The sequence below is a fragment of the Pararhizobium capsulatum DSM 1112 genome (genome assembly GCF_030814475.1).
GTDB classification, from domain to species: Bacteria; Pseudomonadota; Alphaproteobacteria; order Rhizobiales; family Rhizobiaceae; genus Pararhizobium; species Pararhizobium capsulatum.
Map to the genome: position 1 here is coordinate 2,857,212 of NZ_JAUSVF010000001.1, position 24,976 is coordinate 2,882,187.

Sequence of the window (24,976 nt, forward strand, 5' to 3'; positions counted from 1 at the left end):
AAACCGCTGCGCCGTGCGCATCAGGAAGAATCAAAACTAATCGCGGGGAAATTGAACGTCTGCCCTCTACAAGGCAAGCCCATTTACAAGGCAAAACGACGCGTCTGCGTGCGGATCAGCCCCGCAGCTTTTTCTTGATGCGCCAGCGGTCATGATACCAGAGCCATTGCCCCGGATATTCACGAACCCAGCGCTCTACCGTATCGTTCAACAGCTGCGCCGTGCCGCCGACATCCACGGCGCCATCTTCGCGTCGAGGGATTTCGATCGCAGGTTCCAGCTCAAGGCGATAGCGGTTGCCGGGAAGCCGTATGCAGCGGGCGGGATAGACATCGCAATTGAACTGCCGAACCAGCTTGGCGACAAGCGGATTAGTCTTGACGTCCCGTCCGAAGAACTGGGTGCTCAGGCCCTTCTTGAATTTCTGGTCGACCAGAACACCCACCGCCTTGCCCCGCTCCAGCTGGCGCGCAAGCGTAAAGGATGAGCCTGCATGTGATGGCACCAGATTACCCATGCGCGCGCGCCGGAACTCGAACACCTTGTCGGCGACGTAAGGATTGTTCGGCGGTCGGAAGAGGACGGTGACCTCCAGACCGAAGGCGGCGCCCGCGACCGGCAGCATCTCAAAATTACCGCTGTGGGCGGTGAATACGATGAAAGGCCGGGGATTGTCACGCAATTCGACGAACAGTGGAATGCCCGAGACTTCGACACGCCCGGGCTCGGAACTTTCCGGATCGAAATCGAACAGCTGGTCGAGGAACACGTATTCGGCGGCCATTCGGCCCATGCCCCCCCAGCTTTCCATGGCGATACCGAGGATTTCCGCCTCGCCTTTCTCCGGAAAGGCATTACGCAGATTGGTCAGCATCAACCGGTGGCGGAAGGTCTTTGGACCGACAAAACGAGCGAAGCGGTCCGCAAAGTTTATCGCCCCATCCACCGGAAAAAGCTTCAGAATCTGAAGCGGTACGAAAGCAAGCTGCGCCAGCAGCCACTGCTGCGTGCGGCGTGCGGCAAGCACCAGCCGGGTGATCAGCATCTTCAAGGGATCAATCCACCCGCAGAATAATCTTGCCGAAGACCTGGCGCGATTCCATGCGCTCCAGCGCCCGGTCGATGTCGGAAAAGCCGACTTCGGTATCAATTACCGGATGCACGAGACCGCGCGCCATCTTCTGCAAGGCATCAGCCATGTTTTCCATGCGGCAGCCGAACGAGCCGAGCAGCTTCAACTGCTGCTGAAACAGCATCATCAGGTTCAGGTCGGTCGAAACACCGGAGGTCGAGCCGCAGGTGACGAGGCGTCCGCCGCGTTTCATGCACAGCATGGAACCTGCCCAGGTATCCTTGCCGACATGTTCGAAGACGACATCGACACCCTTCTTCTTGGTGAGCTTGCGCACCACGCCCTCGAAACGGTCGGTGCGGTAGTTGATGACGTGATCGGCACCAAGCGCCTTGGCGCGCTCGATCTTGTCGTCGGACCCGACCGTGGTGATGACAGTGCAGCCGATCTTCTTGGCAAGCTGGATCGCCGCCGTGCCAATGCCGGAGCCGCCCGCATGGACGAGGATGGTTTCGCCGGGCTCGAGTTTGGCATTGTCGAACAGCATGTGCTCGACGGTACCGAAGGTGACTGGGGCAAGGGCCGCTGCGACCGCATCGATGCCCGGAGGGGCCGGAACGAGCAGGCGGGCCGGCAGATTGACCTTCTCCTGGGCAAAGCCATCGAGATGGAAGCCATGCACGCCACCAACGTGTTCGCAGAGATTGTCGCGACCTTCGCGGCACGGACGGCAGAGGCCGCAGGTGCGCGCGCCGTAGATCGAGACGAGCTGACCCGGCAGGACGTTGGCAACGCCGGGGCCGATTTGGTCGACCACGCCAGAAGCTTCCGCGCCAATGACGAGCGGCATCTTGCGCTTGGCAAAGGCCATGCCGCGCCAGCCCCAGACGTCAATATGATTAAGGGCGACGGCCTTGACCCGGAGCGTCACCTCGCCCGGACCGGGGGCTTCGGGCTCCGGCAGATCGGTGATTTCAAGCTTGCGGTCATCGAGCAGTTGCAGCGCGCGCATGGGATATCCTTTGCCGTGACGGCATGAATTTCAAAGATTTCGGGCCGACTTATGCCGGTTCCGCGGTCATGACAAGGCTGGCGTTCTGGCCGCCAAAGCCGAAAGAGTTCGACAGAACGGCCGAAACCTGTGCATCGCGCTTCACGTTCGGCACGACATCGAGAACGATGGCCGGGTCGGGGTTCTGGTAGTTGATGGTCGGCGGCAGTGTGCCGGTCAGCATGGTCTGCAGCGAGAACACCGCCTCGACAGCGCCCGCCGCCGTCAGCGTATGGCCGATCATCGACTTGTTGGACGAAACCGGGATCGACGGCAACTTTTCGCCGAAGACGGCCGACATGGAGAGATACTCCATCTTGTCGTTTTCCGGGGTCGAGGTGCCGTGGGCATTGATATAGCCGATACCCGCTTCATCGATGCCAGCATCAGCAAGGGCTGCGCGGATCGTCGCGATCGCCGGGCCACCGTCCGGCGACGAGCGGGTGCGGTGGAAGAGATCGGCCTTTTCGCCGCAGCCCTTCAGGATGCCATAGACGCGGGCGCCGCGGGCGACGGCCGCTTCCAGCGACTCAAGGACGAGCGTTGCAGCGCCTTCGGCGATAACAAAGCCGTCACGATCCTTGGTGAAAGGCTTCGAGGCCTTTTCCGGCGGATCGTTCTGGGTCGAAAGGGCCGAGAGCAGCGCAAAACGGATCAGCGCCTCGGCACTGACGGAGCCATCGGTGGCGACTGTCAGCGCCCGGTCGGTGCGGCCCTGACGGATCGCCTCGACGCCGAGCTGGATGGCGGTTGCGCCGGAAGCGCAGGCCGTCGAGAGCGTCACCGGCAGGCCGCGCGTGCCAAAACGATCCGACAAACGCTCGGAGATGGAACCGAACATTACCGCTTCGTGGAAGACCGGATCGGGGCGAACGCGCATGGCCGCAAGGAAGCGGTTATAGGCATCGCCGGGCCTTTCGGAGGGGGCGGAGCGATCGGCGAGTTCGAAGCGGGCGCTCCATTCGGGCTCGATCGGGGGTGCGGCGAGAAACAGCGGGCCGTTGAAATCGCCGGAGATACCAGCCTGAGCCAGGGCTTCCAGCGTCGTTTCGCGGGCCATGGCATAGGAACGCTCGACAGCGTTTTCTGCCGGGATATCGATGAAGTCCACGGTGCCGGAAATCCGTGTGGAGAGACCTTCCGTCGGGAAGCGGGTAATCTTGTGGATGCCAGACTTACCCGATGTCAGGGCGGACCAGTTGTCCGTGACCCCCTGCCCCAGCGAGGTCATGACACCCATACCGGTAACGGCGATGATCGGGCGACCGAGATGATCCTTGTAGGCGTCGCTCATGGCAATCGCTCCTTATTCCGCAGAAAGCACGGCGACACCTTCGCCGCGTGCATGGCCGATGGTGGTGACGACAGCCGTCTTCGGCTGGGTCGCGAGCGGCTTTTCGGCCGGATCGAAAGGCGGAACGTGGGCACCGGAACCCAGCGTCAACGCCGCAAAGGCAAGGCCGAGCGGAAACTGGGCTTCAAGACCATGACCGACAAGCCCGCTATAGCCACGCAACGCCGCTTTCGGCAGCGTCTTTTCGACGAAAGCCTTTTCACGCGCGGCAAGATCGGGGAAACCGGTGGTGCCGGAGAAGACGATGGTATCCGTCTCGTTGGCTCCCTTGGCGGCGAGCGTTTCCAGGCGCGCTTCGAGCTTGCCCTCATCCCGCTTGCCACGATCGCCGCCAATGTCATCGATCGTCGCATAGATGCGTGCGCCCCGGGCCTCGGCGTGTTCACGTGATTCCAGTACCAGGAAAGCGCCGACTGAACCGAGAATCATGCCACCGCTCTCGGGGCGCGACCAGATCGGGCTCCAGCCGCCGAGTGCATGCCCCTGGATCGCTTCGATCAGGAGAATCATGTCCAGCCGTTCGGCCGCGAACGCACCGCCGACCAGCGTGTGTGTCGACTGTCCGGCCTTGATGCGGGCAAAGGCGGTTTCGATTGCCGAGATGCCGGCTGCTTCCTCGCCCATGAAGGTCCGCGACGAGCCGGTGACCTTGTGAACAATCGAGATGTTGCCGGCCAACAGGTTGGAAAGCTGGGCGAGAAACAGCGTCGGGCGCAGCTCCGTCGTCAGCTTTTCGTTCAGGAGCTGTTCGCGGTCGTTGCGCTTCAGGGCTTCGTCAACGATGAGCGAATCGACATTGATGTCGCGCTCGCCGCCACCGGCGGCCACGATCATGTCCATGCTGCCGCAGGCGTCGAGATCATCCTTGAGGCCAGCATCATCGAGCGCGAGGCCGGCCGAGAAGACGCCGAGGCGCTGCCAGTTTTCCATCTGGCGCTGGTCGCCGCGCTTGGCGATCTGCTCCGACCAGTCGATGACCGGCAGCGGATGAATCGGATAAGGCGCGAAACGCTCGGTTTCAACGATGGCGGCCGGAGCCTTGTCAGCACTCAAAAGCGCGAGATGCGGCTCGATGCCGACACCCTGGCTGGTGACGATGCCGACACCCGTGATCACTACGTCATTGGCAGATTTCTGCTTACCCGAGGACATGGCTACTCCTGTGGCCGTGCGGACAGGGCTTCAAACAGCCCTACCTCGCCCGCGCGCTTCTTGACGATCGGCCCGAGCGGCACCTGATCGAAAGGTATGGTGCGCAGTTTCAGCTGCGCATCGCAAATTTTCTTGCCGGCAGAGGTGATCTTCGCCTTCACGACTGCAAAGCCCGAACCGTCATGTTCAAGGAACGCCTCGATATCGAGCACGGCTTCCGGCTCGACGAAGGTGCGCATCTTGGCGCCATCGACGGACATCAGAAGCGGCATCGCGGCAAAATCGGTAACAGCGAGCACGAGGAAGCCGCAAGCCTGCGCCATGGTCTCGATCAGAAGTACGCCGGGAACAATGGGATAACCGGGGAAATGGCCATCGAAAACAGGGCTCTTGGCCGGCACGACCGAGCGGGCGGTCAGGGTTCGGGATGAAAGATCGACCGTTTCGACGCGGTCGATCATCTGGAAATATTCAAGAAGCATCTAGGTCCAACTTGATAGGGCCAACCGCTGCAACGGCCTGACCGACGGTAGCTTTTTCAAAAGCATAGTTTGCGCCGATGGCGCGCGATCACTGCCGTCAAGTAAAAACGCAAATGCCGCCTGTCAAGCGTAAGACGCGACAGACGGCACAGGTGCTGCCAAAACAGACCTTGAGCGAAATCAGCCCTTGGCGGCCTTCAGGTCGTCGATCTTGGCACAGAGGTTCTTCAGGACGAAGTATTCCTCGGTGGAGGCCTTGCCTTCGTTGACTTCCTGCGTCCACTGCTCAAGCGGGATCTTGATGCCGAATTCCTTGTCGATCGCAAAGACGATGTCGAGGAAATCGAGGCTGTCGATGCCGAGGTCATCAATCGTGTGGCTTTCCGGCGTGATCGTCTCGCGATCGATCTCGCTGGTCTCTGCGATGATGTCGGCAACCTTGTCGAATGTAGCTGTCACGCCCATAACCTCTTTCGAATTCGTGTTTGGGCGAACCTATAGGTAAATGACGGACAAAAGCCAATGGGCTGAAGCCCAAGAGTTTCCGTTTTGACAACGGTGTTGCCAAAACGACCAACTCCCAGACGTCTTAGCGGGCGATGACGATGCGGGTATTCTGAAGTCCGGCTTCGCGGGTGAGCGCAAAGAACTCGGCGGCGTTTTCCGGATGCAGGCGTACGCAACCATGAGAAGCCGGACGGCCGAGACGCTTCAGATCAAAGGTGGCATGAACCGCATAACCGCCGTTGAAGAACACGGCATAGGGCATCGGCGCATTGTCATACTTGCGCGAGTGGTGATTCTTGGAAAGCCATTTGGCACTCCAGCTGCCCTCCGGCGTAACGTAACCCTTGCGCGCCGTTGAAACCTTCCAGCGGTAGCGGACAACACCGTTCTCGCTGACGGTCATCTCCTGCTGCGTCAGGCTGATCTTGGCGACAAGGTTGGCCGCGGAGGCAGTGGCGGAATAAAACGGAAGAAATAAAACGACCAGAGCGGCCAATACAACGCTGCGCATTCCAGGTCCCTCTCCTATGCTGCGCTCCGAAAACGGAACAGTATAGTCGAGACCTATACAGTAGTCAGAATGACAGAGACTTAAGCCGAATGGAAAACGACCTATTAATTCGCACGGAATGCCGATCGTTAAAATACGGCTATCAACGAAGCCGTGACAAGCACGATCGCCAACATCGCGCTGCAGGCACCACCGAAGACCTGCACCCCATCCTCTATGTCTAATGCAGTTGCGGTCGACCGTCCGGAACCATTGATCATCGGCTCGTCAACCCGAGATCCGCTGTAGATACGCGGGCCTGCCAGCTGGATATCGAGGGCCGCGGCCATGGCTGCCTCCGGCCAGCCGGAATTGGGCGAACGATGAAGCCCGTGATCACGTAGCGTCGTCGCCACGGCATCGCGCGCCCTAATCCTGCCAAAACGCATCCAGGCACCGATCGCAACCAAAAAAGCAGAAAGGCGCGCTGCCGGCAGATTGGCAACATCATCCAGCCTTGCGGATGCCCATCCGAAAGCGAGATATTTCGGGCTTTTATGGCCAATCATCGAATCGGCAGTATTGAGCATTTTGTAGGCGAGCAATCCCGGCAGGCCGAGAAGCGCGTACCAAAAAACGGGCGCCACGACACCATCGGAGAAATTCTCCGCGAGACTTTCGATTGCCGCGCGGCAGACGGCTGGCTCGTCCAGCGTCTCCGGATCACGGCCAACGATCATTGAAACCGCACGCCTGCCGCCGGCAAGGCCGTCATTTCGCAAGCCCTGGGCGACTCGAAGAACATGATCGGAAAGGCTCTTTTGCGCCAGGAAAACAGCGACCAGCAGCGCCTCCAGCAACCAGCCAAAGACACCGAGGCAGAGAAACAGCCGGTGAAGGGCTGCACCGATCAGAAGACTGGCGCCGAGCAGCAACAGGATCGTCGCGACCCCAGCCGCGCGGCGGGCATTGTCGCTATAGCGCTTGCGATTCAAGGTGGCATCGAACCAGCCGATGGCATGGCCGAACAAGACGACAGGATGCGGAAACCGGCGCCACAGCCAGTCGGGATCGCCGATCCTTCGGTCGATGATGATTCCGGCCGCAAGAACAAGGAGCAACATCATCGTCAATGTCCGCTCGCTCCCACATGGGGCGCCCAAGCGAACTCGTGCAGCGCATGGGCCAGACGCACATCACCTTTGACATCCGGGGAAAGCCCGATTCTCAGCCATGTCGGCGCGTAGTCAAAGCGACGGGTCAGTATCCGGGATTGGCAAAGCGCTGTGTGCAGCGAACCGGCGCGAGGATGATCGACAAGAGTGAAAAGCGGCGTGCCGCCCACAATCGGTAGTCCCGCGGCCAACAGGATGTCATCCAGCCTCTGCTTGCGCTCGGCTATGGCAGCGGCAATGGTCGTCGTCTCGCGGCCCATCAGGTCAGCCGCGATCACCAGCGCCGGACCGGAAACGGCCCAAGGACCCAGCCATTCGCGAAACGATACAGTGACCGCATCCGGGGCGATGACGAAGCCGAGCCGCAGGCCGGCAAGGCCGAAGAATTTCCCGAACGACCGAAGGACGACAAGCCTCCCCGCAGGGTCAACCATGGATGCGACACTTGCTTCGGGCTGGGTGTCGCCAAAGGCCTCGTCAACCAGAAGCATGCCATCATGACCCTCCACACGCAGAAGGATCGACAACAGGACATCAGCATCGAACATCCGCCCCGTTGGATTGTTCGGATTGACGACGATGACCAGCGCATGCTCCGGCGATATCCCAGCACAATCCACAATTTCGTCGACGGGATATCCGGCAGCGCGCAGGACCCGGCCGTACTCCCCGTAGGTCGGTCCGAAAATCGCCGCTCGCCGCCCCGCTGAAAGCAACCGCGGCAGCAGCTGGATGACGGATTGCGTTCCGGGCACGGCAAGCGGCGTGACGACGCTACGGTAATAATGGCGGGCAGCACCCGTCGCTGCCTCGGTCAGATGACGGTCCGGCAATCCATGCCAAGCATTCATTGGGATATCCGGCAAACCGACCGGATTGGGATTGATGCCCGTCGAAAGGTCGAGCCAGTCTTCAACGCGCCCGCCGAACCTCGCAGCAGCCTCAGCTATGCCACCGCCGTGGACGATCGGCGCGGTACTCATGGTTCGGGCCGATCGATCAGGTGCAGGAACGAGCCCGCGACTGCGCCACGGCAAAGGCCAACCTCTCCTAGCGCGTTACCGGCAGCATCGGTGGCGGCAAACAGGCGATCAGCGGCACCTTCGGAAACAATCGTTGCATAGTGAAATTCATGCGTCATCAGGGGGCTCTGAAAAAATCGGTTGTCGAGCGGCTGCGCGCGCCGGTAGCCGAGGTGGCGCCGTGGCGTGAGAAAGCTGGTTTCCAACGGCAGAAAACCGAGCATTTCGTAACGTTCACCATCGGCGGCGACAAGCCCCTCGCCGAGAGCCATATATCCACCGCATTCGCCAAAGATCAGAGCGCCGCCTCCGCGCGCCGCCTCCATGCCTGCGCGAAAGCCGGAAGCGGTTGACAGTTGCCCCGCATGAAGCTCCGGATAACCGCCCGGAAGATAAATTGCATCGGCATCGTTCGCAGGCGTCTCATCGGAGAGCGGGGAAAAGAAGGTGAGCTCAGCGCCCTGCCGCCGCCACCCGTCCAGCAGATGCGGATAAAGGAAAGAAAATGCGACATCGCGGGCAATGGCGATCCTTTGACCAAGCGGCGCAAGTCCCGTCGTCTCGACGCCGGTGCCTCGGTGGGCTGTTCCGGCTATTTCCAGGATAACATCAACATCAACCCCGGCGCGGACCAGTGCCGCCGCACCATCGATGAAAGTGTCCAAGCTTGCATGCTCTTGCGCCTGCACCAGGCCCAGATGCCGCTCGGGCATGGTCAGCCTGTCATCGCGAGGCAGAACACCAAGGACCGGCATGCCGATCGCCTTAAGAGCGCCACGCAACATCGCCTCATGACGCTCGCTTCCGACCTTGTTCAAGATGACGCCTGCGACATCGATATCGGTTCGATGCAGCGCATATCCCCGAACCATGGCCGCAACAGAGTGGGCCATCTTCGAGCAATCAATCACCATGATCACCGGCAGGCCAAGGGTGGCCGCAAGATCGGCCGGTGCGCCGCGGCCGTCCATCGCTGCGTCGTGGAGCCCCATCATCGCCTCGACGAGAAGAAGCTTTCCATCTGCCATTCCAGCCTCAGCCTGCGAAAGAAGCAGGTTCGGACGCATCGCCCAGGGATCATAATTGGTGCATGCCTCTCCGGAAGCGGCCGCGTGAAAAGCAGGATCAATGTAGTCAGGCCCTGCCTTCGCCGGGGAAAGCGAAATGCCAAGATCGCGCAAGACCCTCAGAAGGCCAAGCGTCACTGTCGTCTTGCCGGAACCTGAAGATGGCGCAGCGATAAGGACGCCGCTCATGCGGGATCCTTGAGCAAACGGTTCGGCAAATCGCGATTGCTGAGTATCCGCCCTTCCAATGCGCCCAGCCAATCCATGGCAGAGCGAAGCCGGACAACCTCGCCGACGACCACGATTGCAGGCGGCTCGATGCCCGCCGCGAGAGCATCGGCGTGAGCGCTGCCGAGCGTCGTCTCCAGAACCGTCTGCTGCGCCGTGGCGGCATTGCAGACGAAGGCCACGGGTTCATCCGCACGGCGGCCAGCGCCCATCAGGTTGCGCGCGATCTGGTCGATGTGCTTCATCGCCATGTACATGACGATCACGGGAGAGCCCCTGGCCACGCCTTCCCAATCGATCCGATCCGGCACCAGACCGGAAGAATCATGGCCCGTCAGGAACGTGACGGCATGATTGACCTCCCGATGGGTCACCGGAATGCCCGCATAGGCGAGCCCGCCGATACCCGCGGTGATACCGGGCACGATACGGAACGGAATACCGTGCTCGACCAGTGTCAGCGCTTCCTCGCCGCCGCGTCCGAAGACGAATGGATCACCGCCCTTCAGCCGCAGCACGCGCTTGCCCTGACGCGCCAGATCCACCAGACGCAGCGAGATATCGCGCTGCTTCGGCGACGGCTTGCCGCCGCGCTTGCCGGCAAATTCCAGCGTGGTACCACGGCGAGCAAACTTCAGGCAGTCCTCGTTGACGAGTGCATCATGGACGATGACATCAGCATGGGAGAGCGCATGGGCGGCATGCAGCGTCAGCAGCCCCGGATCTCCCGGGCCGGCGCCGACCAGCCAGACGCTGCCCTTTTCGATGATCGGCAGGGATTTGAACAGACTCTCCATCAGCATGCTCCTTCGAGGAGCATCGCGGATAAGCCAGCCGCTTGTTCCCTTGACCGCATGTCGTTTGGAAGGGATGGCGCACCTGAATCACTTTGTGAGATAGTCGATTCGATCTCTGAGCCGGCGGCAACAACACTCTGGGAAGATTCGGCAATCGCGATTGTCGCCTGATGCGATTTCAGCTTGGGAACGACAAGCCTCGCCACCTCGCCGCCGCCAGCGAGCGCCGCCGCCTCGGCAACGCCATGGCAAGCCGTATAGGCAAAGACGAGAGCCGAGGGATTGGCCAGACGCGGGGTCAGAGCCTCGAGCACCGCTGCGGAAAAGAACCGTAACGGTACGCCAAAATGTCGAGCAGCCGCGATGATCGCCGGCTCGGATGCGCGGGTGTCAATCGAGGCGACGAGCATGACGTCCCGCGCCGGGCGTCCGCACCGATCGAGCGCCGACTTTGCAAGGGAAATAATCTCAGCAGGGTCGGCGCCCCGTTCGCAGCCGATCCCGAGCACAAGCTCCGGCGACGGTACCATTCGGGCATCACTATGCTCAGCCATTTGCGCGCTCCCAAGAAAACCCGCATGCGAAGCGTCCGCTTTATGCTGATGACCGCCTCGACAGCCCTGATAGCGAGCCCCTCCTACAAGGTCGGCCACATCAGGCATCTTTCCGGTCCGCCAAGCGGACGCTATCGCATGTGTTCCGGTTCTACCGTCTCGACCATGACGGGTCAAACTTGATTGCGTCATATGCCACAGTATCAACGGCATGGCTGACGATTTACCGCGAGCGGCCTTATCCCAGCAGAAGCGGAACTGGGCCACCCGATTTTCTTGCCGGACAAAGAAAACCGGGTGTGAGCGCTTTGCATCTTTGCTATTTATCTGCCAAAGCACGAGTACAGATCATTCCTCGCACTGCCGGCAGACCCGCTCTTGTTCGAACTGACCTATCACGTCATTCTTTTTCTTTTCATCGCCGCCTTTCTTGCCGGCTTCATCGATTCCATTGCGGGCGGCGGGGGAATGATCACCATTCCGGCCATGCTTCTCGCCGGCATCCCGCCGCTGGAGACGCTCGGCACCAACAAGCTGCAGTCGCTTTTCGGATCGGGCTCGGCAAGCATCGCCTATGCGCGCGGTGGCCATGTCAATCTGCGTGGCCAATTGCCGATGGTGTTCATGTCCGCACTGGGCTCGGCCTTCGGCGCGCTGCTTGCGACGGTGGTTCCGGGCGATGTGCTGAAGGCGGTCCTGCCCTTCCTGCTTGCGGCCATCGCCCTGTATTTCGCCTTCAAGCCAAGCATCAGCGACATTGACCGGCACAGCCGGATGACACCCTTCCTGTTTTCGATGACGCTTGCGCCGGCAATCGGCTTCTACGACGGCGTCTTTGGTCCGGGCACGGGCTCGTTTTTCATGCTCGCCTTCGTGTCACTTGCCGGATACGGCGTGCTGAAGGCCACCGCGCATACCAAGTTCCTGAATTTCGGTTCGAATTTTGGCGCCTTCTGCGTCTTCCTCGCCTATGGCGTCGTGCTTTGGAAAGTGGGCATCATCATGGGGATCGGCCAGTTCCTGGGCGCCCAGGTCGGCTCGCGCTTCGCAATGAGGATCGGGGCGCGCATCATCAAGCCGCTACTGGTGATTACGTCGCTGGCGCTTGCCGTTCGCCTGCTGGCTGACCCGAGCCATCCCGTACGGATCTGGCTCGGGGTTTAAAAGGTACGCGCGTCAGAATTCGACGCCCTTCTGCCCCTTAATGCCCGAGCGGAAGGGATGCTTGATCAGCTCCATCTCGGTCACGAGATCTGCAACCTCGATCAGCTCTTCCTTGGCATTGCGCCCGGTCAGCACGACATGGGTCATGTACGGCTTTTCCTCCTTCAGGAAGCGCACCACCTCGGTAACGTCGATGTAATCGTAGCGCAGCGCGATGTTGATCTCGTCGAGCAGGACCATGGAGTTCCGTTCGTCGAGGATCAGCTCCTTGGCCTTGTCCCAGGCCTTGTGCGCCATCGTGACATCGCGGGCTCGGTCCTGGGTTTCCCAGGTGAAGCCCTCGCCCAACGTGTAGAACTGGCAGACATCGCTGAAATGCTTTTCGATCAAATCGCGCTCGCCAGTTTCCCAGGCGCCCTTGATGAATTGCACGACTGCACAAGGCATGCCATGGGCGATATGGCGGAAGATCATGCCGAAGCCGGCCGTCGACTTGCCCTTGCCCTTGCCGGTGTTGACGATGATCAGGCCCTTCCCGTCAGTCTTGGTCGCCATGATCTTGTCGCGGGCAGATTTCTTCTTCGCCATCTTCATCGCGTGACGCGCGTCGTCATGCACGACTTCGGTTTCCTGGCTCTGTTCGTCGCTCATCGTCGTCTCCCTCAATTCTTCAATTGCTTATCAATTCCGGAGTGGCGCCGGACAAGCTTGCCAGATCGAAACGCGCCGAATTGGAGCGTGGCGACCAGAAGCCCCTGTCGATGGCCCCGAGAAGCCGTGCGCTCATTTCGCGCAACGCCGCGGGGTTCTTGTCTTCCATGAAGCCGCGAACGCGCTCATCCGCCACGAATGCTTGATAGACGGCCTCGAAATGCTGGCTGCGCACCGCGCCGGTGGTGGCCGCGAAGGCGAAGAGATAATCCACCGTCGCGGCGATTTCGAATGCCCCCTTATAGCCGTGGCGCATGACGCCCTCGATCCATTTCGGGTTGACGACCCTACCGCGCAGCACGCGGCCAATCTCTTCTTCCAGCGAGCGAATGACCGGCTTTTCCGGCCGCGAATGATCGTTGTGATAGATCGTCGGACGGCTGCCACCAAGTTTCTCGACGGCGGCGCTCATCCCGCCCTCGAACTGATAATAATCGTCGCTGTCGAGAAGATCGTGCTCGCGATTGTCCTGGTTCTGGACGACGGCCTCAATTGAGCCGAGCCGCGTCTCGAAGAGACCGCGCTCCGCACGCCCGTCCTCGCCCGCGCCGTAAGCGTAACTGCCCCAGGTGAGATAGGCCTCGGCAAAATCGGATCGATCCTTCCAACCATCCTCGTCCATCAGGGCTTGAAGGCCTGCGCCATAGGAACCGGGCTTGGTGCCGAAGACGCGGTAGGAGGCGCTGCGGGCCGCCTCCTTCTCTGCCATGCCGCCTGCCACAAAGCTCGCCGCATCCGCGCGCATGCGCGCGGCGATCATGTTGTCGGCATCATCCTCTTCTAGGGCGCCGATGGCGCGTACGGCGCTGTCGAACAGGGCGATCTGCTCCGGGAAGGCATCGCGGAAAAAACCGGAGATGCGCAAGGTTACGTCAACGCGCGGGCGGCCGAGCAACGCCAGCGGAATGATCTCGTAGCCGGTGACGCGGCGCGACATCATATCCCAAAGCGGCTTTGCGCCGATCAGCGCCAGCGCCTGGGCAATATCGTCGCCGCCGGTGCGCATATTCGAGGTGCCCCAGGCCGAGAGGCCGAGGGACGTCGGCCATTCGCCATGATCCTGCAGATAACGTCGTATCAGGAGTTCGGCAGACTTCTTGCCGAGTTCGTAAGCCGCAGGTGTTGGCACGGCGCGGCTGTCGACGGAATAGAAGTTGCGACCAGTCGGCAAAACATCCGGCCGACCACGCGTTGGCGCACCTGATGGCCCCGGTGCGACGAAGCGACCGTCAAGACCTTGTAACAGCGCTTCCATCTCGGCAGCGCCACAACGAGCAATGGAGGGCATGATGCGTTCATGCACCTCGCCCAGAACGGTGTTGGTGTCCTGCCATTCCACGGGGCAAGCAACCGTGCCGCCCACCAACTCTATCGCCAGCAGTTCGATGCGCTCTACCGTATCGCCGACGGTACGCCAGGGCGCGTCAGAAACCGCCTGAAGCAGCGGATGGCGATCACCGGTCCATAGTGAAGCCATTGCGCAATCGAGCGGATCGAAGGCGGTGTCGCCGTTTCGTGGGCAAGCATTGGTGGCTATTGCCCGTTGCAGGCTCTGCTCCCGCCCCTCGCCTTGACCCCGCGGCACGCGTGCCAAAGCAACGGCGAGATCGGCAAGAAGCCGCCCCTCTGGCGCGATGCCGAAGATATGCAGGCCATCGCGGATCTGCATTTCCTTCAGGTCGCAAAGATAGGCATCGAGCTTTTCCAGCGCCTTGTCCTCCGTGTCACCGGCGGAAATACCAGCATCGGCGTCGAGGCCTATATCGCGGACGAGATCGAGGATCTGGCGGCTGAGCAAGCGCAGCCGGCGCGGGTCGCTGCCGGAGGCGTCGTAATATTCATCGACCAGCACTTCGAGGTCCTTGAGCGGGCCGTAGGTTTCGGCGCGGGTCAACGGCGGCGTTAGGTGGTCGATGATGACGGCGGCGGTGCGGCGCTTGGCCTGCGTGCCCTCGCCCGGATCGTTGACGATGAATGGGTAGAGATGCGGCGTCGGCCCGAAAATCGCCTCGGGATAGCAAGTTTCCGACAGGGCCAGCGCCTTGCCCGGCAGCCATTCGAGGTTGCCATGCTTGCCCATATGGATGATCGCATCGGCGCCGAAGCTCTGGCGCAGGAAGGCATAGAAGGCGATATAGCCATGCGGCGGCACGAGGTCCGGCGCATGATAGGTTTCCTTCGGGTCGATATTGTAGCCGCGCGCCGGCTGGATGCCGACCAGCGTTTCGCCAAAGCGTGAGAGCGGCAGGGCGAAGATATCACCGAGGACGAAGGGATCGTCTTCCGGCCTGCCCCAGCGGGCGGTCACTTCTGCTTGAATCTGCTCCGGAAGCGACCCGAAGAACGCTTTGTAATCGCTTAAAGAATAAGTCTCGCGAATCTCGCGGGTCTTGTCTGCTGAATTGGTCGGCCCGGCCATCAGGTGGCGCATCAGCGCATCACCGTCTTCGGGAACATCAACAACGGAATACCCGGCCGAGGACATGGCCCGCAACGTTTCGATGGTGCCGGCCGGCGTATCGAGGCCCACGCCGTTGCCAAGACGCCCGTCACGATTGGGATAGTTCGCCATGACGATGGCGATGCGCCGCTCTGCCGGCGTACAGCGACGAAGCCTCGCCCAGTTGGCTGCAAGTCGTGCGGAAAAGCGGACACGATCATCGAGCGGCTCGTGGCCGACAATATTGGCTTCGACCGCTTCATCATAGATGGCGGCGGCCTTGAAAGAGACAGCACGAGAGAGAATGCGGCCATCGACCTCCGGCAGCGCGACATTCATCGCCAGATCGCGCGCCATCAGTCCCTGCGGGGATGCCTCCCAGGCGGCGCGCGACGAGCCGGAAAAGACAACCTGCAGGACGGGCGCGCCAGAAGCCTCCAACACTGTTGGCTTGCGATCGGCGCCGGGCGCGGAGACGGCAAAGCCGGTGGCGTTCATCACCACATCCGGCGGCGCATCCGCAAAGATCGATTCGAGCGTGCCGACCGAGACAGAATCCTTCAGGCTCGCGACGAAGACCGGTAGCACTCGCATGCCCTCGGCTTCGAGAGCCGCGATCAGGGCTTCGACCGGGCGGGTTTCACCGCCCTGGACGAGGGCGCGGTAGAAGCAGATGGCGACGAGCGGACGGTCTGAGTTCGCGGAAGGTTTACCCCCCTCTGCCCTGCCGGGCATCTCCCCCTCAAGGGGGGAGAACGGCAGGACGCGACCACTCGGCCCATTCTCCCCCCTTGAGGGGGAGATGCCCGGCAGGGCAGAGGGGGGCGGACGCCGCATACGCATAAGCCACTTCCAGACCTCCACGCCGATCACGCCCTCACCGGGCCACCAGATGCCGGCCTTCAGCAGTGGCGCCGCGGGCTCAGGCTTCTCGCCTCGGGATACCAGTGCCTCGGCATAGGCGAGGAAGCGGGCCATGTTGTCGGTGCCACCTTCGGTGAAATAGGCCCAGAGCGCATCGCGATCCGTCAATGCAATCATCGAGAATTGCTCGATCCCAGGATCTGGCTTGTCGTAACCCGGCAGCACCACGATCTGAAAACGATAGGTGACGGCAGCGGCGTGCAATGCTTCCAGCATATATTGAAAGTAGCTCGCCCCACCGAGCGCCCGCACCACGATCAGTTTGGCATGCCGGGCGGTGCGTTGCACGTAGGTGTCGACAGACATCGGGTGCTTTAGGCTGAGAAGGCTCGCGACGCGAAGGCTCGATCCGCCATGACGTCCCCGGAAGGCCGCAGCGACGGCGGCAAGCTCGGTATCGGCAGCAGACAGGAAAAGGATATCGCCCGGCGACTGGCCGAGATCGATCGCCTCCTCGCCATCGGCTATGGTGCCTTTCTGGGCTAGGAGGAGATGCATTGCATTCTCCGGGGATGCTGCGCCATTGCCCATGAAGCAAGGACGGCGACCGCAATTTCCCTCTTCTCGCCTGCGGGGAGAAGGGCTGAGCCCATGCGAGGCGATGAGGGGGTGGTGTGGCACATTCCGAGCCCGAGGCTCTCCCTCATCCAGTGCAGTGCGCCACCTTCTCCCCTCTCGGGAGAAGGGGGAGCAAGCCCCACGTCCTGCGATAACCCTGCCCGGGGAGGGAGAGATGGGCGCGAGGATAAAGGGAGGGACGCGCTGCGCATCAGATCAAACCGCAGCAGCGATCGCCCCACGCACGGCTTGCTCGTCCATGTCGTGCAGTCCGATGACGACCAGGCGTGTGCCGCGGGTTTCGCTCGATCCCCAGGCGCGATCGAAATACTGGTCGATGCGGCTGCCGACACCCTGGATCAGCAGGCGCATCGGCTTGCCGGGAACATCGGCAAAGCCCTTGAGGCGCAGGATGTCGTACGTGGTGATGATGTCCTTCAGGCGACCGATAAACGCGGCCGGATCAGTGATCGCGCCAAGCTCGACGACGAAGCTGTCGAACTCGTCGTGATCGTGTTCCTCACCGTTTTCATGTTCCATCTCGTGATGGGACTTGCGGTTGGCTATGTCGTTTTCAGTACCGACGCCGAGGCCGAGCAGGATGGCGGCGGAAACCTCACCGTTTTTCGCCTCGATCATTGTCGGCTTGCGGCTGGTGCGCGATTCCACTTCCCTGCGGACGAAGGCAAGACCGGTGGAATCGAGAAGGTCGGTCTTGTTGAGGACAATCAGGTCGGCAGCTGTGAGCTGGTCCTCGAACAGTTCCTCGATGGGGCTTTCGTGGTCGAGCTTGTCGTCTTCAACGCGCAGCGCATCGACCTTGTCATGATCATCGGCAAAACGACCGGCGGCAACGGCAGCGCTATCGACCACGGTGATCACCCCATCGACAGTGACCTGCGTGCGGATATCCGGCCAGTTGAAGGCGGCGATCAGCGGCTGTGGCAGCGCCAGGCCGGAGGTCTCGATGACGATATGGTCCGGGCGACCCTCGCGCTCAAGCAGCTTCGTCATGGTCGGGATGAAATCGTCCGCGACGGTGCAGCAGATGCAGCCGTTGGTGAGCTCGATGATGTCGTCTTCACTGCAGGCTTCAGCACCGCAGCCTTTCAGCACGTCGCCATCGACGCCGAGGTCGCCGAACTCGTTGATGATGAGAGCGATGCGGCGTCCCTGCGCGTTTTCGAGGATGTTGCGGATTATCGTCGTCTTGCCGGCGCCGAGGAAGCCGGTGATGACCGTTGCGGGGATCTTGCCGTGGGCGGCAGATGGCGTGGATTTGGAAGTCATGATCAACCCTTCATCTTCAGCGGCAATCCGGCCGCGATAAAATACACCTCGACGCAACGCGCCGCGACAGATTGGTGAAGCCGTCCGGCATGGTCGCGAAAGTCGCGCGCCATGCGATTTTCCGGCACGATGCCGAGACCGACTTCATTGGAAACGAAAACAACGCGCGCCTCGAGACACGACAGCAGATCGACCAGACGCGCAAATTCCACTGGGATATCGCGCTCATCGAGCATCAGGTTGGTAACCCACAGCGTCAGGCAATCAACGAGAACGACACAGCCCGGCGCGTCAATTTCCGCAAGCCGACCGACGAGATCCAGCGGCTCCTCATGCGTTGTCCAGCCCTCGCCGCGCTGGGTGCGATGGGCGGCGATACGCTCGCGCATCTCGTCATCCCAAGCGCGTCCGGTCGCGATGTAATGGCGTTCAAGCCCGCTTTCCGCGACCAGATCCTCAGCGAAGGCGGATTTGCCGGAACGCGCACCGCCGAGCACCAGGACGGCGCCGGTTGCCTTGGAGGTCATGAGCGATCCTCAGCCCCGCGCCGTCGGCGAACGGCGTGACGCATTCCTGCTCACAACGCGAAAAAACACAGAGCGCGGGTGCGCAAAAATCTCAAGAGCCATGACAACCTCCGTGCTGGCGTCGGGAGCGGCGCTCCCTATCGTCGGGCCAAAGCCCTTTAGGACGGCAGGTCTCCTGGCTCACGGCTCGATGCGCCAAAAGACGCAAACGGGTCCACCTCACCTTCCCGGAGAAATCTGCTTGCGAAAAGGCGGACGATTCGTAGAAAAAGAGGCGTCCCACCCCGGCTGATCGCGACAGTCTCCAGTGGCTTTTCCGGAAAGGATTGAAAAAACGACGACCGCACCATGCGGCCTCATCGTTAGTGCCGTCCTTGCCGGATGGCGGACCCTGACCGTTCTACAGTCGCGGGGTCGGCTGCGATGAGGATGCCCGGCTTGGGTCCATCCCTTCACATTCCCATTTACTCCCGAAACACCAAGGCGTTTCGGGAACCATCCATGGCTGATGATTAGGCTTTCGGCAAAAGCGAGTCAATGACGAGAGCGCTGGTGTGACTGGTCCTACCCCATCAGGCCATCGAGCCAACGGGGATCGAGAACGGCTTCGAGTTCCGCTGCCACATCATCCAATGCCGCATCCACGGATTGGCGATAGTTCGAGCCACCGCCCTCGATGCCGAAGCTGCGCAGCAACGCGGCCCGATAGGCATCGCTTGAAAACAGGCCATGCAGATACGTGCCGGAAATGCGCCCGTCAGCAGAGACGGCCCCATCCGGCCGGCCGTCGATCAGCACGGCGGGGCGTTCGGTATCGATGCCGGTGGTCAGGCCGAGGTGGATTTCATAGCCGCTCAGCGCTACGTCATGGACTGTCGACCACGCATGGGAATTGCGAACGGTCTTTTCCGGCGCCATCTCGGTCTCGACGGACAGCAGGCCAAGGCCCGCGACCTCGCGCACCTGCCCCTCAATGCCATGGGGATCGGTGACACGATCGCCCAGCATCTGATAGCCACCGCAAATGCCGATAACGTGACCGCCGTGACGGACATGGGCGTTGAGGTCGAGGTCCCAACCTTGGGTGCGAAAATCCGCGAGATCGGCGATCGTCGCCTTGGAACCGGGGATGACGACCAACCCGGCATCGGCAGGCAATCGTTTGCCCGGGCGCACGAAGACAAGATCGACATCTGGCTCCGCGGCCAACGGATCAAGATCGTCGAAGTTGGCGATGCGGGCGAGAACCGGCACGGCAATTTTCAAGGCCGCTCCCTTCCCTCTTGCCAGCCTTTCCAGAACGACAGAATCCTCGGCCGGTAGTCGCGCAGCCGCCTTCAGCCACGGAACGACGCCGAAGGATGGCCAGCCGGTGAAGCGTTCGATTGCGATAAGCCCGCTGTCGAAAAGCGACACGTCGCCACGGAACTTGTTGATCAGATAGCCGCTGATCATGCGCCGGTCTTCCTCCGGCAGAATGGCATGGGTGCCGACCAGCGAGGCGATCACCCCGCCCCTGTCGATGTCGCCCACAAGCACCACCGGCACATTGGCTTTGACGGCAAAACCCATATTGGCAATATCGCCGGCGCGCAAATTGATCTCTGCCGGCGAACCCGCCCCTTCGACGATGACGAGATCGGCGCCGGCACTCACTGTCTCGAAGCTCTCCATGACCGCGCCCATCAGCTGCGGCTTCAATGCCTGATAGTCGCGTCCCTTGGCGGCACCTGCCACCTTCCCCTGGACGACGATCTGGCTGCCGGTCTCCGATTGCGGCTTCAACAATACCGGATTCATGTGCACCGAGGACGGGATGCGCGCGGCCATGGACTGCAGCCACTGCGCCCGTCCGATTTCGCCGCCGTCGTCGGACACGGCCGCGTTGTTCGACATGTTTTGCGGCTTGAACGGAGCGACCTTCAGGCCGCGATTGGAAGCGAGCCGGCAGAGCCCGGCGACGAGTACCGTTTTTCCGACATCGGAGCCGGTCCCCTGGAGCATGATCGATCTGGTCATGACTATTTTCCTAGCACCCATGCATATCCGTGAAAAGTCATATTCTGCCGCAATTTAGCCACCATATCTAACATCCGATGCCGCAAAATCAGGCACCTCAATCACCGCGCCATGCAATGTTTGCATAGTATTCAAAAAACGACATTTTGCGGCGAATTTGATCTTTGTTTTCGGTATAGGCGAGCGTATATGCACGCCATCGAAATCACGAGGCGCAATCGCCCTCACCCAAGGTCAAACTGCCATGCTGTTCATTTTCTCCAAGCCGAACTTCGTCCAGATCGCCTGGAACTCCTGCGTACCGACAAGCCAGTCGCGCGTTCGCAACACCGAGATGTCTGCGCCGCTCGGCCCGCTCGGCTTCGTGCGTACACGCAGTGTTGGCTAAGCATTTTTCGTAAGAGCAATTCGTGCCGCGTCCAGGCCCCAGCGTGGCCTTTTTGCGCCTGTCGACGAACAACGCTCGTTGATGAATATGACGGCGCTAAAATGCGAAAACCGCACGTCCGGACTGGGAAGCGTGCGGTCTGCCAAAAAACGCATGGCGTGACGACACTGTCGTCAACACACCGCCCGGGACGCAATACCTGATCCGGTCGGGCAGCGAGTGTCCCCCGCCGCAGAACGACAATTAGCCCCACAGGGTTACCGGATCGTTATTAAGAGCACCCCCGGTCAAGAATTTTTCGATTTTTTCAGATTTTTTTCTGCCACGTAAAAAATCATGCCGGGGCGCATACGGGACACTATCTGCCTGCATTGAAACAGGCCTTCCCGCAACATTATGAGCCAGCCCTAAAATTGCGCCCGAAAGCCGGGCTTTTGCCCAAAAAAATTGCTATAGCGTTATAATTCAACAACTTGCACGCGCTGTTTTACCGATGCCTTCGATCCATCATGCGGAAGGCGGAACTGCGCGGTGGTTGATTTCTGCTGTGGAATACTTACGCTGCCGTCAACGGCAAGAAGAGAAAAGGTCTGCGGCTGAGTGCAGCGACCAGAAAACAATATCTCCAGTGTCGTCGCAGGCGATGAACAGCCGCGCATCCGCCGGTTTTTATCCATCTGCAACAGCCTTTGCGACTGGATGACCGGGACGTGCAGTATCCCGGATGATCCTTTGATCGATGACTGCATTAAGACTGGGAGGTCTTAAACATGAAGAAGCTTCTTGCTTCCACTTTCCTCGCCGCTGGTCTCTATGCCCTTGCCGGATCGGCACAGGCCGCGGAATGTGGTGACGTCAGCATTGCGGAAATGAACTGGGCGTCGGCAGGCGTGGCAGCGCAGGTCGACAAGTTCGTTCTCGAAAACGGCTACGGCTGCACGGTCACGTTGGTGACCGGCGACACCATGCCAACCTTCACCTCCATGAACGAAAAGGCCGAGCCGGACGTTGCTCCGGAATTCTGGGTCAACTCCGTTCGCACCGCGCTCGACGCGGCAATTGCCGAAGGCCGGTTGATCCAGGCTGCTCCGCTGCTTTCCGAAGGCGGCGTTGAAGGCTGGTGGATTCCGAAATTCCTCGCCGACGCGCATCCTGACATCAAGACTGTTCAGGACGCCCTGAAGCATCCGGAACTCTTCCCCGCACCGGAAGACGCGTCAAAGGGCGCCGTCCACAACTGCCCATCGGGCTGGAATTGCCAGGTTTCGACCGCCAATCTCTACAAGGCGACCGAAGCGGAAAAGGCCGGCTTCACGCTGGTCGATACCGGTTCGGCAGCAGGTCTCGACGGCTCGATTGCTAACGCCTTCGAAAAGAAGCAGGGCTGGCTTGGCTACTACTGGGCGCCAACCGCCATCCTCGGCAAGTACGAGATGACGAAGCTCTCCTTCGGCGTCGAGCACAACAAGGCCGAGTGGGACGCCTGCACCGCTGTTCCGGATTGCCCGGCACCAAAGGTCAACTCCTATCCGGTATCTGACGTTTACACCGTCGTCACCAAGGCGTTCTCCGAAAAGGCCGGCGTCGCCATGGACTACATGAAGACCCGTCAGTGGGATAACGGCACGGTCGGCAAGGTTCTCGCCTGGATGGGCGACAACCAGGGCACCAACGAAGATGCCGCCAAATATTTCCTCCAGACCTATCCGGACATGTGGACCAAGTGGGTCGCTCCTGATGTCGCCGAGAAGATCAAGGCTGCTCTCTAATACAACCGAACCCGGTCGGGCCAACCCGACCGGGACTTTCCGCGGCATCAGGAAAAGCGCTGCAGGGCATTTTTACCCTGTCAAAAACGCAAACGTCGCAAACCGAGCATGATCAGGCTGCTCATCATGCCAGAAAGTAATTGCACGAAGGGAAACCAGAGAAGCTTCCCAGTGCTGTCGGATGCAGGAGAGGTCAAACGGCCGGGAGCCGCACGGATCGATGCAACCGGCCAATAAACTTCCGGTGTAATTAAAGGGGACAGGAATGGCACTGTGCGACGTACTGCCAGGCTTCATATGTAAATTTCCGGCCATCAGCGACACATCGATCCGTATGGCTCGTAAGAGCATTGATGACGGCTTCAAGGCACTCGTCCGAAGCTATATCGATATAATCGACGCAATGGTGCAGCCGTTGCAGTGGTTTTTGAACTACCTTGAGCGGCTTTTCGTCAGCTCACCCTGGCCGATCATCCTTCTGGTCATGGTGGCAATCGTCTATTTCGGCAGTCGCAATATCAGGATCACCATCGGGACTGCTGTCTCCATGTTCGTCATCGGGCTGCTTGGCCTGTGGAACGATACGATGGTGACGCTCGCAATGGTCACCGTCTGTACGTTGATTGCCATTCTCATCGGTATTCCCATCGGCATCCTTATGGCGCGCTCCGATAGAGTGCAATCCATCATCAACCCGATCCTCGATGTGATGCAGACGATGCCGAGCTTCGTCTACCTCATTCCCGTCGTCATGATCTTCGGCATCGGCAAGGTGCCGGGCCTGATCGCAGTCGTCATCTACGCAGTGCCACCGATGATCCGCCTCACCAATCTGGGTATCCGGCTGGTCGACAAGGAAGTGCTGGAAGCGGCGGACGCCTTCGGCTCCTCCGGCTGGCAGAAGCTGAAGAACGTACAGATGCCGCTTGCGCTTCCCACCATCATGGCCGGCATCAACCAGACCATCATGATGTCGCTGGCGATGGTCGTCGTCGCCTCGATGGTCGGCGTCGGCGGGCTTGGCAAGAACGTGCTGCAGGCGATCAACAACCAGTTCTTCACTGTCGGCTTCCTGAACGGCTTCGCACTCGTCGCGATCGCCATCATTTTCGACCGTACCAGCCAGGCCTATGGCCGCCGGCTGCAGAAGCATTCGGAGATCATTCATGGCTAGTCACGCGATCGAGGTAAAGAAGCTCTACAAGATCTTCGGCCCGAACGGCAAAGCCTATGTCGATGCCGTGAAGAACGGCTTGGGCAAGGCGGAACTCAATGAAAAGCATGGGCACGTGCTTGGCCTCCAGGACATCAACATCTCGATGCCGGCAGGCGGTGTCATGGTCGTCATGGGCCTTTCCGGCTCAGGCAAGTCGACGCTGATCCGCCATATCAACCGGTTGATCGACCCGACGGCCGGCGAGGTCCTCTATGATGGCGTCGACGTCTGCAAGATGAACGAGAACGACCTGCGTGAATTCCGTCGCCACAAGACGGCGATGGTGTTCCAGAAGTTCGCGCTCCTGCCCCATCGGACAGTCATCGAAAACACCATATACGGCTTGGAAATTCAGGGCGTTTCAGATGGAGAAAGCCGTAAGCGGGCACAAGGCTGGATCGAGCGTGTTGGCTTGCAGGGCTTCGAGAACCATTACCCGAACCAGCTTTCCGGTGGTATGCAACAGCGCGTCGGCCTTGCCCGGGCTCTGACCAATGATGCCGACATCCTGCTCATGGACGAAGCCTATTCGGCACTTGACCCGCTGATCCGCGTCGATATGCAGACCGTGCTTCTCGACCTGCAGAAGGAACTGAAGAAGACGGTCGTGTTCATTACACACGATCTCGACGAGGCGCTGCGCCTTGGCGACAAGATCGCCATCCTGCGCGACGGCAAGGTGGTGCAGCAGGGGACCGGCCAGGAGATCGTGCTCAACCCGGCGGATGAATACATCACAGCCTTCGTTAAGGAAGTGAACCGCGGGCGCGTGATCAATGTCGAAACCATCATGATGCCCCTGACTTCGGCCCCTCAAGGCGTTGCGCTCCAGCTTGGAACACCGCTCGAGAGCGCGGCCCGCGCCATGACCTTTGCCAAAACGTCCTCGGCTCATGTCGTGGATGCCGACGGCAAGCCGCTTGGCTTTCTCGATCTTGCCACCATCATCGCTTCGATGGTGACCCCGGTCAGCCACGAGCAGAAGGCGGCCTGAGGGCTGCCGTCAACGCTTTGAACGT

23 protein-coding genes and 1 riboswitch are annotated in these 24,976 nt (G+C 60.6%); of the genes, 5 read left to right on the plus strand and 18 right to left on the minus strand.

All coding sequences use genetic code 11. From position 1 onward, the window contains the following. Positions 1–115: 115 nt before the first annotated feature. From QO002_RS13900 to QO002_RS13955, 12 genes are all read right to left on the minus strand, one after another. Positions 116–1,045 carry a lipid A biosynthesis lauroyl acyltransferase gene (locus QO002_RS13900; RefSeq protein ID WP_307233386.1) on the minus strand — a complete coding sequence of 310 codons (930 nt, stop codon included), beginning with the start codon at positions 1,043–1,045 and terminating at the stop codon, positions 116–118. 10 nt (positions 1,046–1,055) lie between these two features. After that, on the minus strand, positions 1,056–2,084 hold the full coding sequence (locus tag QO002_RS13905; RefSeq protein ID WP_307230616.1) for a zinc-binding dehydrogenase: 1,029 nt from the start codon (positions 2,082–2,084) through the stop codon (positions 1,056–1,058). 49 nt (positions 2,085–2,133) lie between these two features. Continuing rightward, complete coding sequence (locus tag QO002_RS13910) at positions 2,134–3,417, minus strand: beta-ketoacyl-ACP synthase (RefSeq protein ID WP_307230618.1); 1,284 nt, start codon at positions 3,415–3,417, stop codon at positions 2,134–2,136. A 12-nt stretch (positions 3,418–3,429) separates the two neighbouring features. Further along, positions 3,430–4,629 (minus strand): beta-ketoacyl-ACP synthase, encoded by a 1,200-nt coding sequence (locus QO002_RS13915; protein WP_307230620.1) that lies wholly within the window; start codon positions 4,627–4,629, stop codon positions 3,430–3,432. Between the two features lie 2 nt (positions 4,630–4,631). After that, positions 4,632–5,111, minus strand: coding sequence for a 3-hydroxyacyl-ACP dehydratase FabZ family protein (locus QO002_RS13920; protein ID WP_307230622.1), 480 nt, complete (start codon positions 5,109–5,111; stop codon positions 4,632–4,634). Between the two features lie 180 nt (positions 5,112–5,291). After that, positions 5,292–5,576, minus strand: coding sequence for an acyl carrier protein (locus tag QO002_RS13925; RefSeq protein WP_307230624.1), 285 nt, complete (start codon positions 5,574–5,576; stop codon positions 5,292–5,294). 124 nt (positions 5,577–5,700) lie between these two features. Then, entirely contained in the window at positions 5,701–6,129 is a 429-nt protein-coding gene (locus QO002_RS13930; RefSeq protein ID WP_307230627.1) for a L,D-transpeptidase, read from the minus strand. 128 nt (positions 6,130–6,257) lie between these two features. After that, entirely contained in the window at positions 6,258–7,241 is a 984-nt protein-coding gene (cbiB, locus tag QO002_RS13935; protein WP_307230629.1) for an adenosylcobinamide-phosphate synthase CbiB, read from the minus strand. Then, a complete protein-coding gene (cobD, locus tag QO002_RS13940; RefSeq protein ID WP_307230631.1) occupies positions 7,238–8,266 on the minus strand; it encodes a threonine-phosphate decarboxylase CobD in 1,029 nt (342 codons plus the stop codon). Before cobD ends, cbiB begins: the two co-directional genes overlap by 4 nt. Further along, complete coding sequence (locus tag QO002_RS13945) at positions 8,263–9,561, minus strand: cobyrinic acid a,c-diamide synthase CobB (RefSeq protein WP_307230633.1); 1,299 nt, start codon at positions 9,559–9,561, stop codon at positions 8,263–8,265. The genes cobD and QO002_RS13945 overlap by 4 nt, the downstream gene beginning before the upstream one ends. Further along, positions 9,558–10,397, minus strand: coding sequence for a uroporphyrinogen-III C-methyltransferase (cobA, locus tag QO002_RS13950; RefSeq protein ID WP_307230635.1), 840 nt, complete (start codon positions 10,395–10,397; stop codon positions 9,558–9,560). The genes QO002_RS13945 and cobA overlap by 4 nt, the downstream gene beginning before the upstream one ends. Further along, positions 10,397–10,951, minus strand: coding sequence for a cobalamin biosynthesis protein (locus QO002_RS13955; protein WP_370878490.1), 555 nt, complete (start codon positions 10,949–10,951; stop codon positions 10,397–10,399). Before QO002_RS13955 ends, cobA begins: the two co-directional genes overlap by 1 nt. Before the next feature lie 378 nt (positions 10,952–11,329). Here QO002_RS13955 and QO002_RS13960 point away from each other — a divergent pair, with 378 nt between their 5' ends. After that, on the plus strand, positions 11,330–12,115 hold the full coding sequence (locus tag QO002_RS13960; protein WP_307230637.1) for a TSUP family transporter: 786 nt from the start codon (positions 11,330–11,332) through the stop codon (positions 12,113–12,115). A gap of 12 nt (positions 12,116–12,127) precedes the next feature. Here the strand turns inward: QO002_RS13960 and cobO are convergent, their stop codons facing one another. From cobO to QO002_RS13985, 5 genes are all read right to left on the minus strand, one after another. Then, positions 12,128–12,766, minus strand: coding sequence for a cob(I)yrinic acid a,c-diamide adenosyltransferase (cobO, locus tag QO002_RS13965; RefSeq protein WP_307230640.1), 639 nt, complete (start codon positions 12,764–12,766; stop codon positions 12,128–12,130). A 19-nt stretch (positions 12,767–12,785) separates the two neighbouring features. Further along, on the minus strand, positions 12,786–16,688 hold the full coding sequence (cobN, locus tag QO002_RS13970) for a cobaltochelatase subunit CobN (protein ID WP_307230642.1): 3,903 nt from the start codon (positions 16,686–16,688) through the stop codon (positions 12,786–12,788). Positions 16,689–16,964: 276 nt separating this feature from the next. Continuing rightward, positions 16,965–18,038: a cobalamin biosynthesis protein CobW gene (gene cobW / locus QO002_RS13975; RefSeq protein WP_307230644.1), complete on the minus strand. Its 1,074-nt coding sequence runs from the start codon at positions 18,036–18,038 to the stop codon at positions 16,965–16,967. Positions 18,039–18,040: 2 nt separating this feature from the next. Then, positions 18,041–18,565 carry a bifunctional adenosylcobinamide kinase/adenosylcobinamide-phosphate guanylyltransferase gene (cobU, locus tag QO002_RS13980; protein ID WP_307230646.1) on the minus strand — a complete coding sequence of 175 codons (525 nt, stop codon included), beginning with the start codon at positions 18,563–18,565 and terminating at the stop codon, positions 18,041–18,043. A gap of 148 nt (positions 18,566–18,713) precedes the next feature. After that, positions 18,714–19,080: riboswitch (cobalamin riboswitch) on the minus strand. Between the two features lie 49 nt (positions 19,081–19,129). Further along, the gene (locus QO002_RS13985; protein ID WP_307230648.1) at positions 19,130–20,584 is read right to left on the minus strand and encodes a cobyric acid synthase; all 1,455 of its coding nucleotides are present in this window, start codon (positions 20,582–20,584) and stop codon (positions 19,130–19,132) included. A 244-nt stretch (positions 20,585–20,828) separates the two neighbouring features. On the opposite strand from QO002_RS13985, the gene QO002_RS13990 reads away from it, so the two are divergent. After that, positions 20,829–20,972: a hypothetical protein gene (locus QO002_RS13990; protein ID WP_307230650.1), complete on the plus strand. Its 144-nt coding sequence runs from the start codon at positions 20,829–20,831 to the stop codon at positions 20,970–20,972. Positions 20,973–21,430: 458 nt separating this feature from the next. Here QO002_RS13990 and QO002_RS13995 read toward each other — a convergent pair whose 3' ends face one another. Continuing rightward, complete coding sequence (locus QO002_RS13995; RefSeq protein ID WP_307230652.1) at positions 21,431–21,721, minus strand: hypothetical protein; 291 nt, start codon at positions 21,719–21,721, stop codon at positions 21,431–21,433. Between the two features lie 21 nt (positions 21,722–21,742). Between QO002_RS13995 and QO002_RS14000 the strand changes: the two genes are divergently transcribed. From QO002_RS14000 to QO002_RS14010, 3 genes are all read left to right on the plus strand, one after another. Continuing rightward, entirely contained in the window at positions 21,743–22,741 is a 999-nt protein-coding gene (locus QO002_RS14000; protein WP_307230654.1) for an ABC transporter substrate-binding protein, read from the plus strand. Between the two features lie 265 nt (positions 22,742–23,006). Then, positions 23,007–23,915 (plus strand): ABC transporter permease, encoded by a 909-nt coding sequence (locus QO002_RS14005; protein WP_307230656.1) that lies wholly within the window; start codon positions 23,007–23,009, stop codon positions 23,913–23,915. Continuing rightward, positions 23,908–24,951 (plus strand): quaternary amine ABC transporter ATP-binding protein, encoded by a 1,044-nt coding sequence (locus tag QO002_RS14010; protein ID WP_307230658.1) that lies wholly within the window; start codon positions 23,908–23,910, stop codon positions 24,949–24,951. Before QO002_RS14005 ends, QO002_RS14010 begins: the two co-directional genes overlap by 8 nt. The last annotated feature ends 25 nt before the right edge of the window (positions 24,952–24,976 follow it).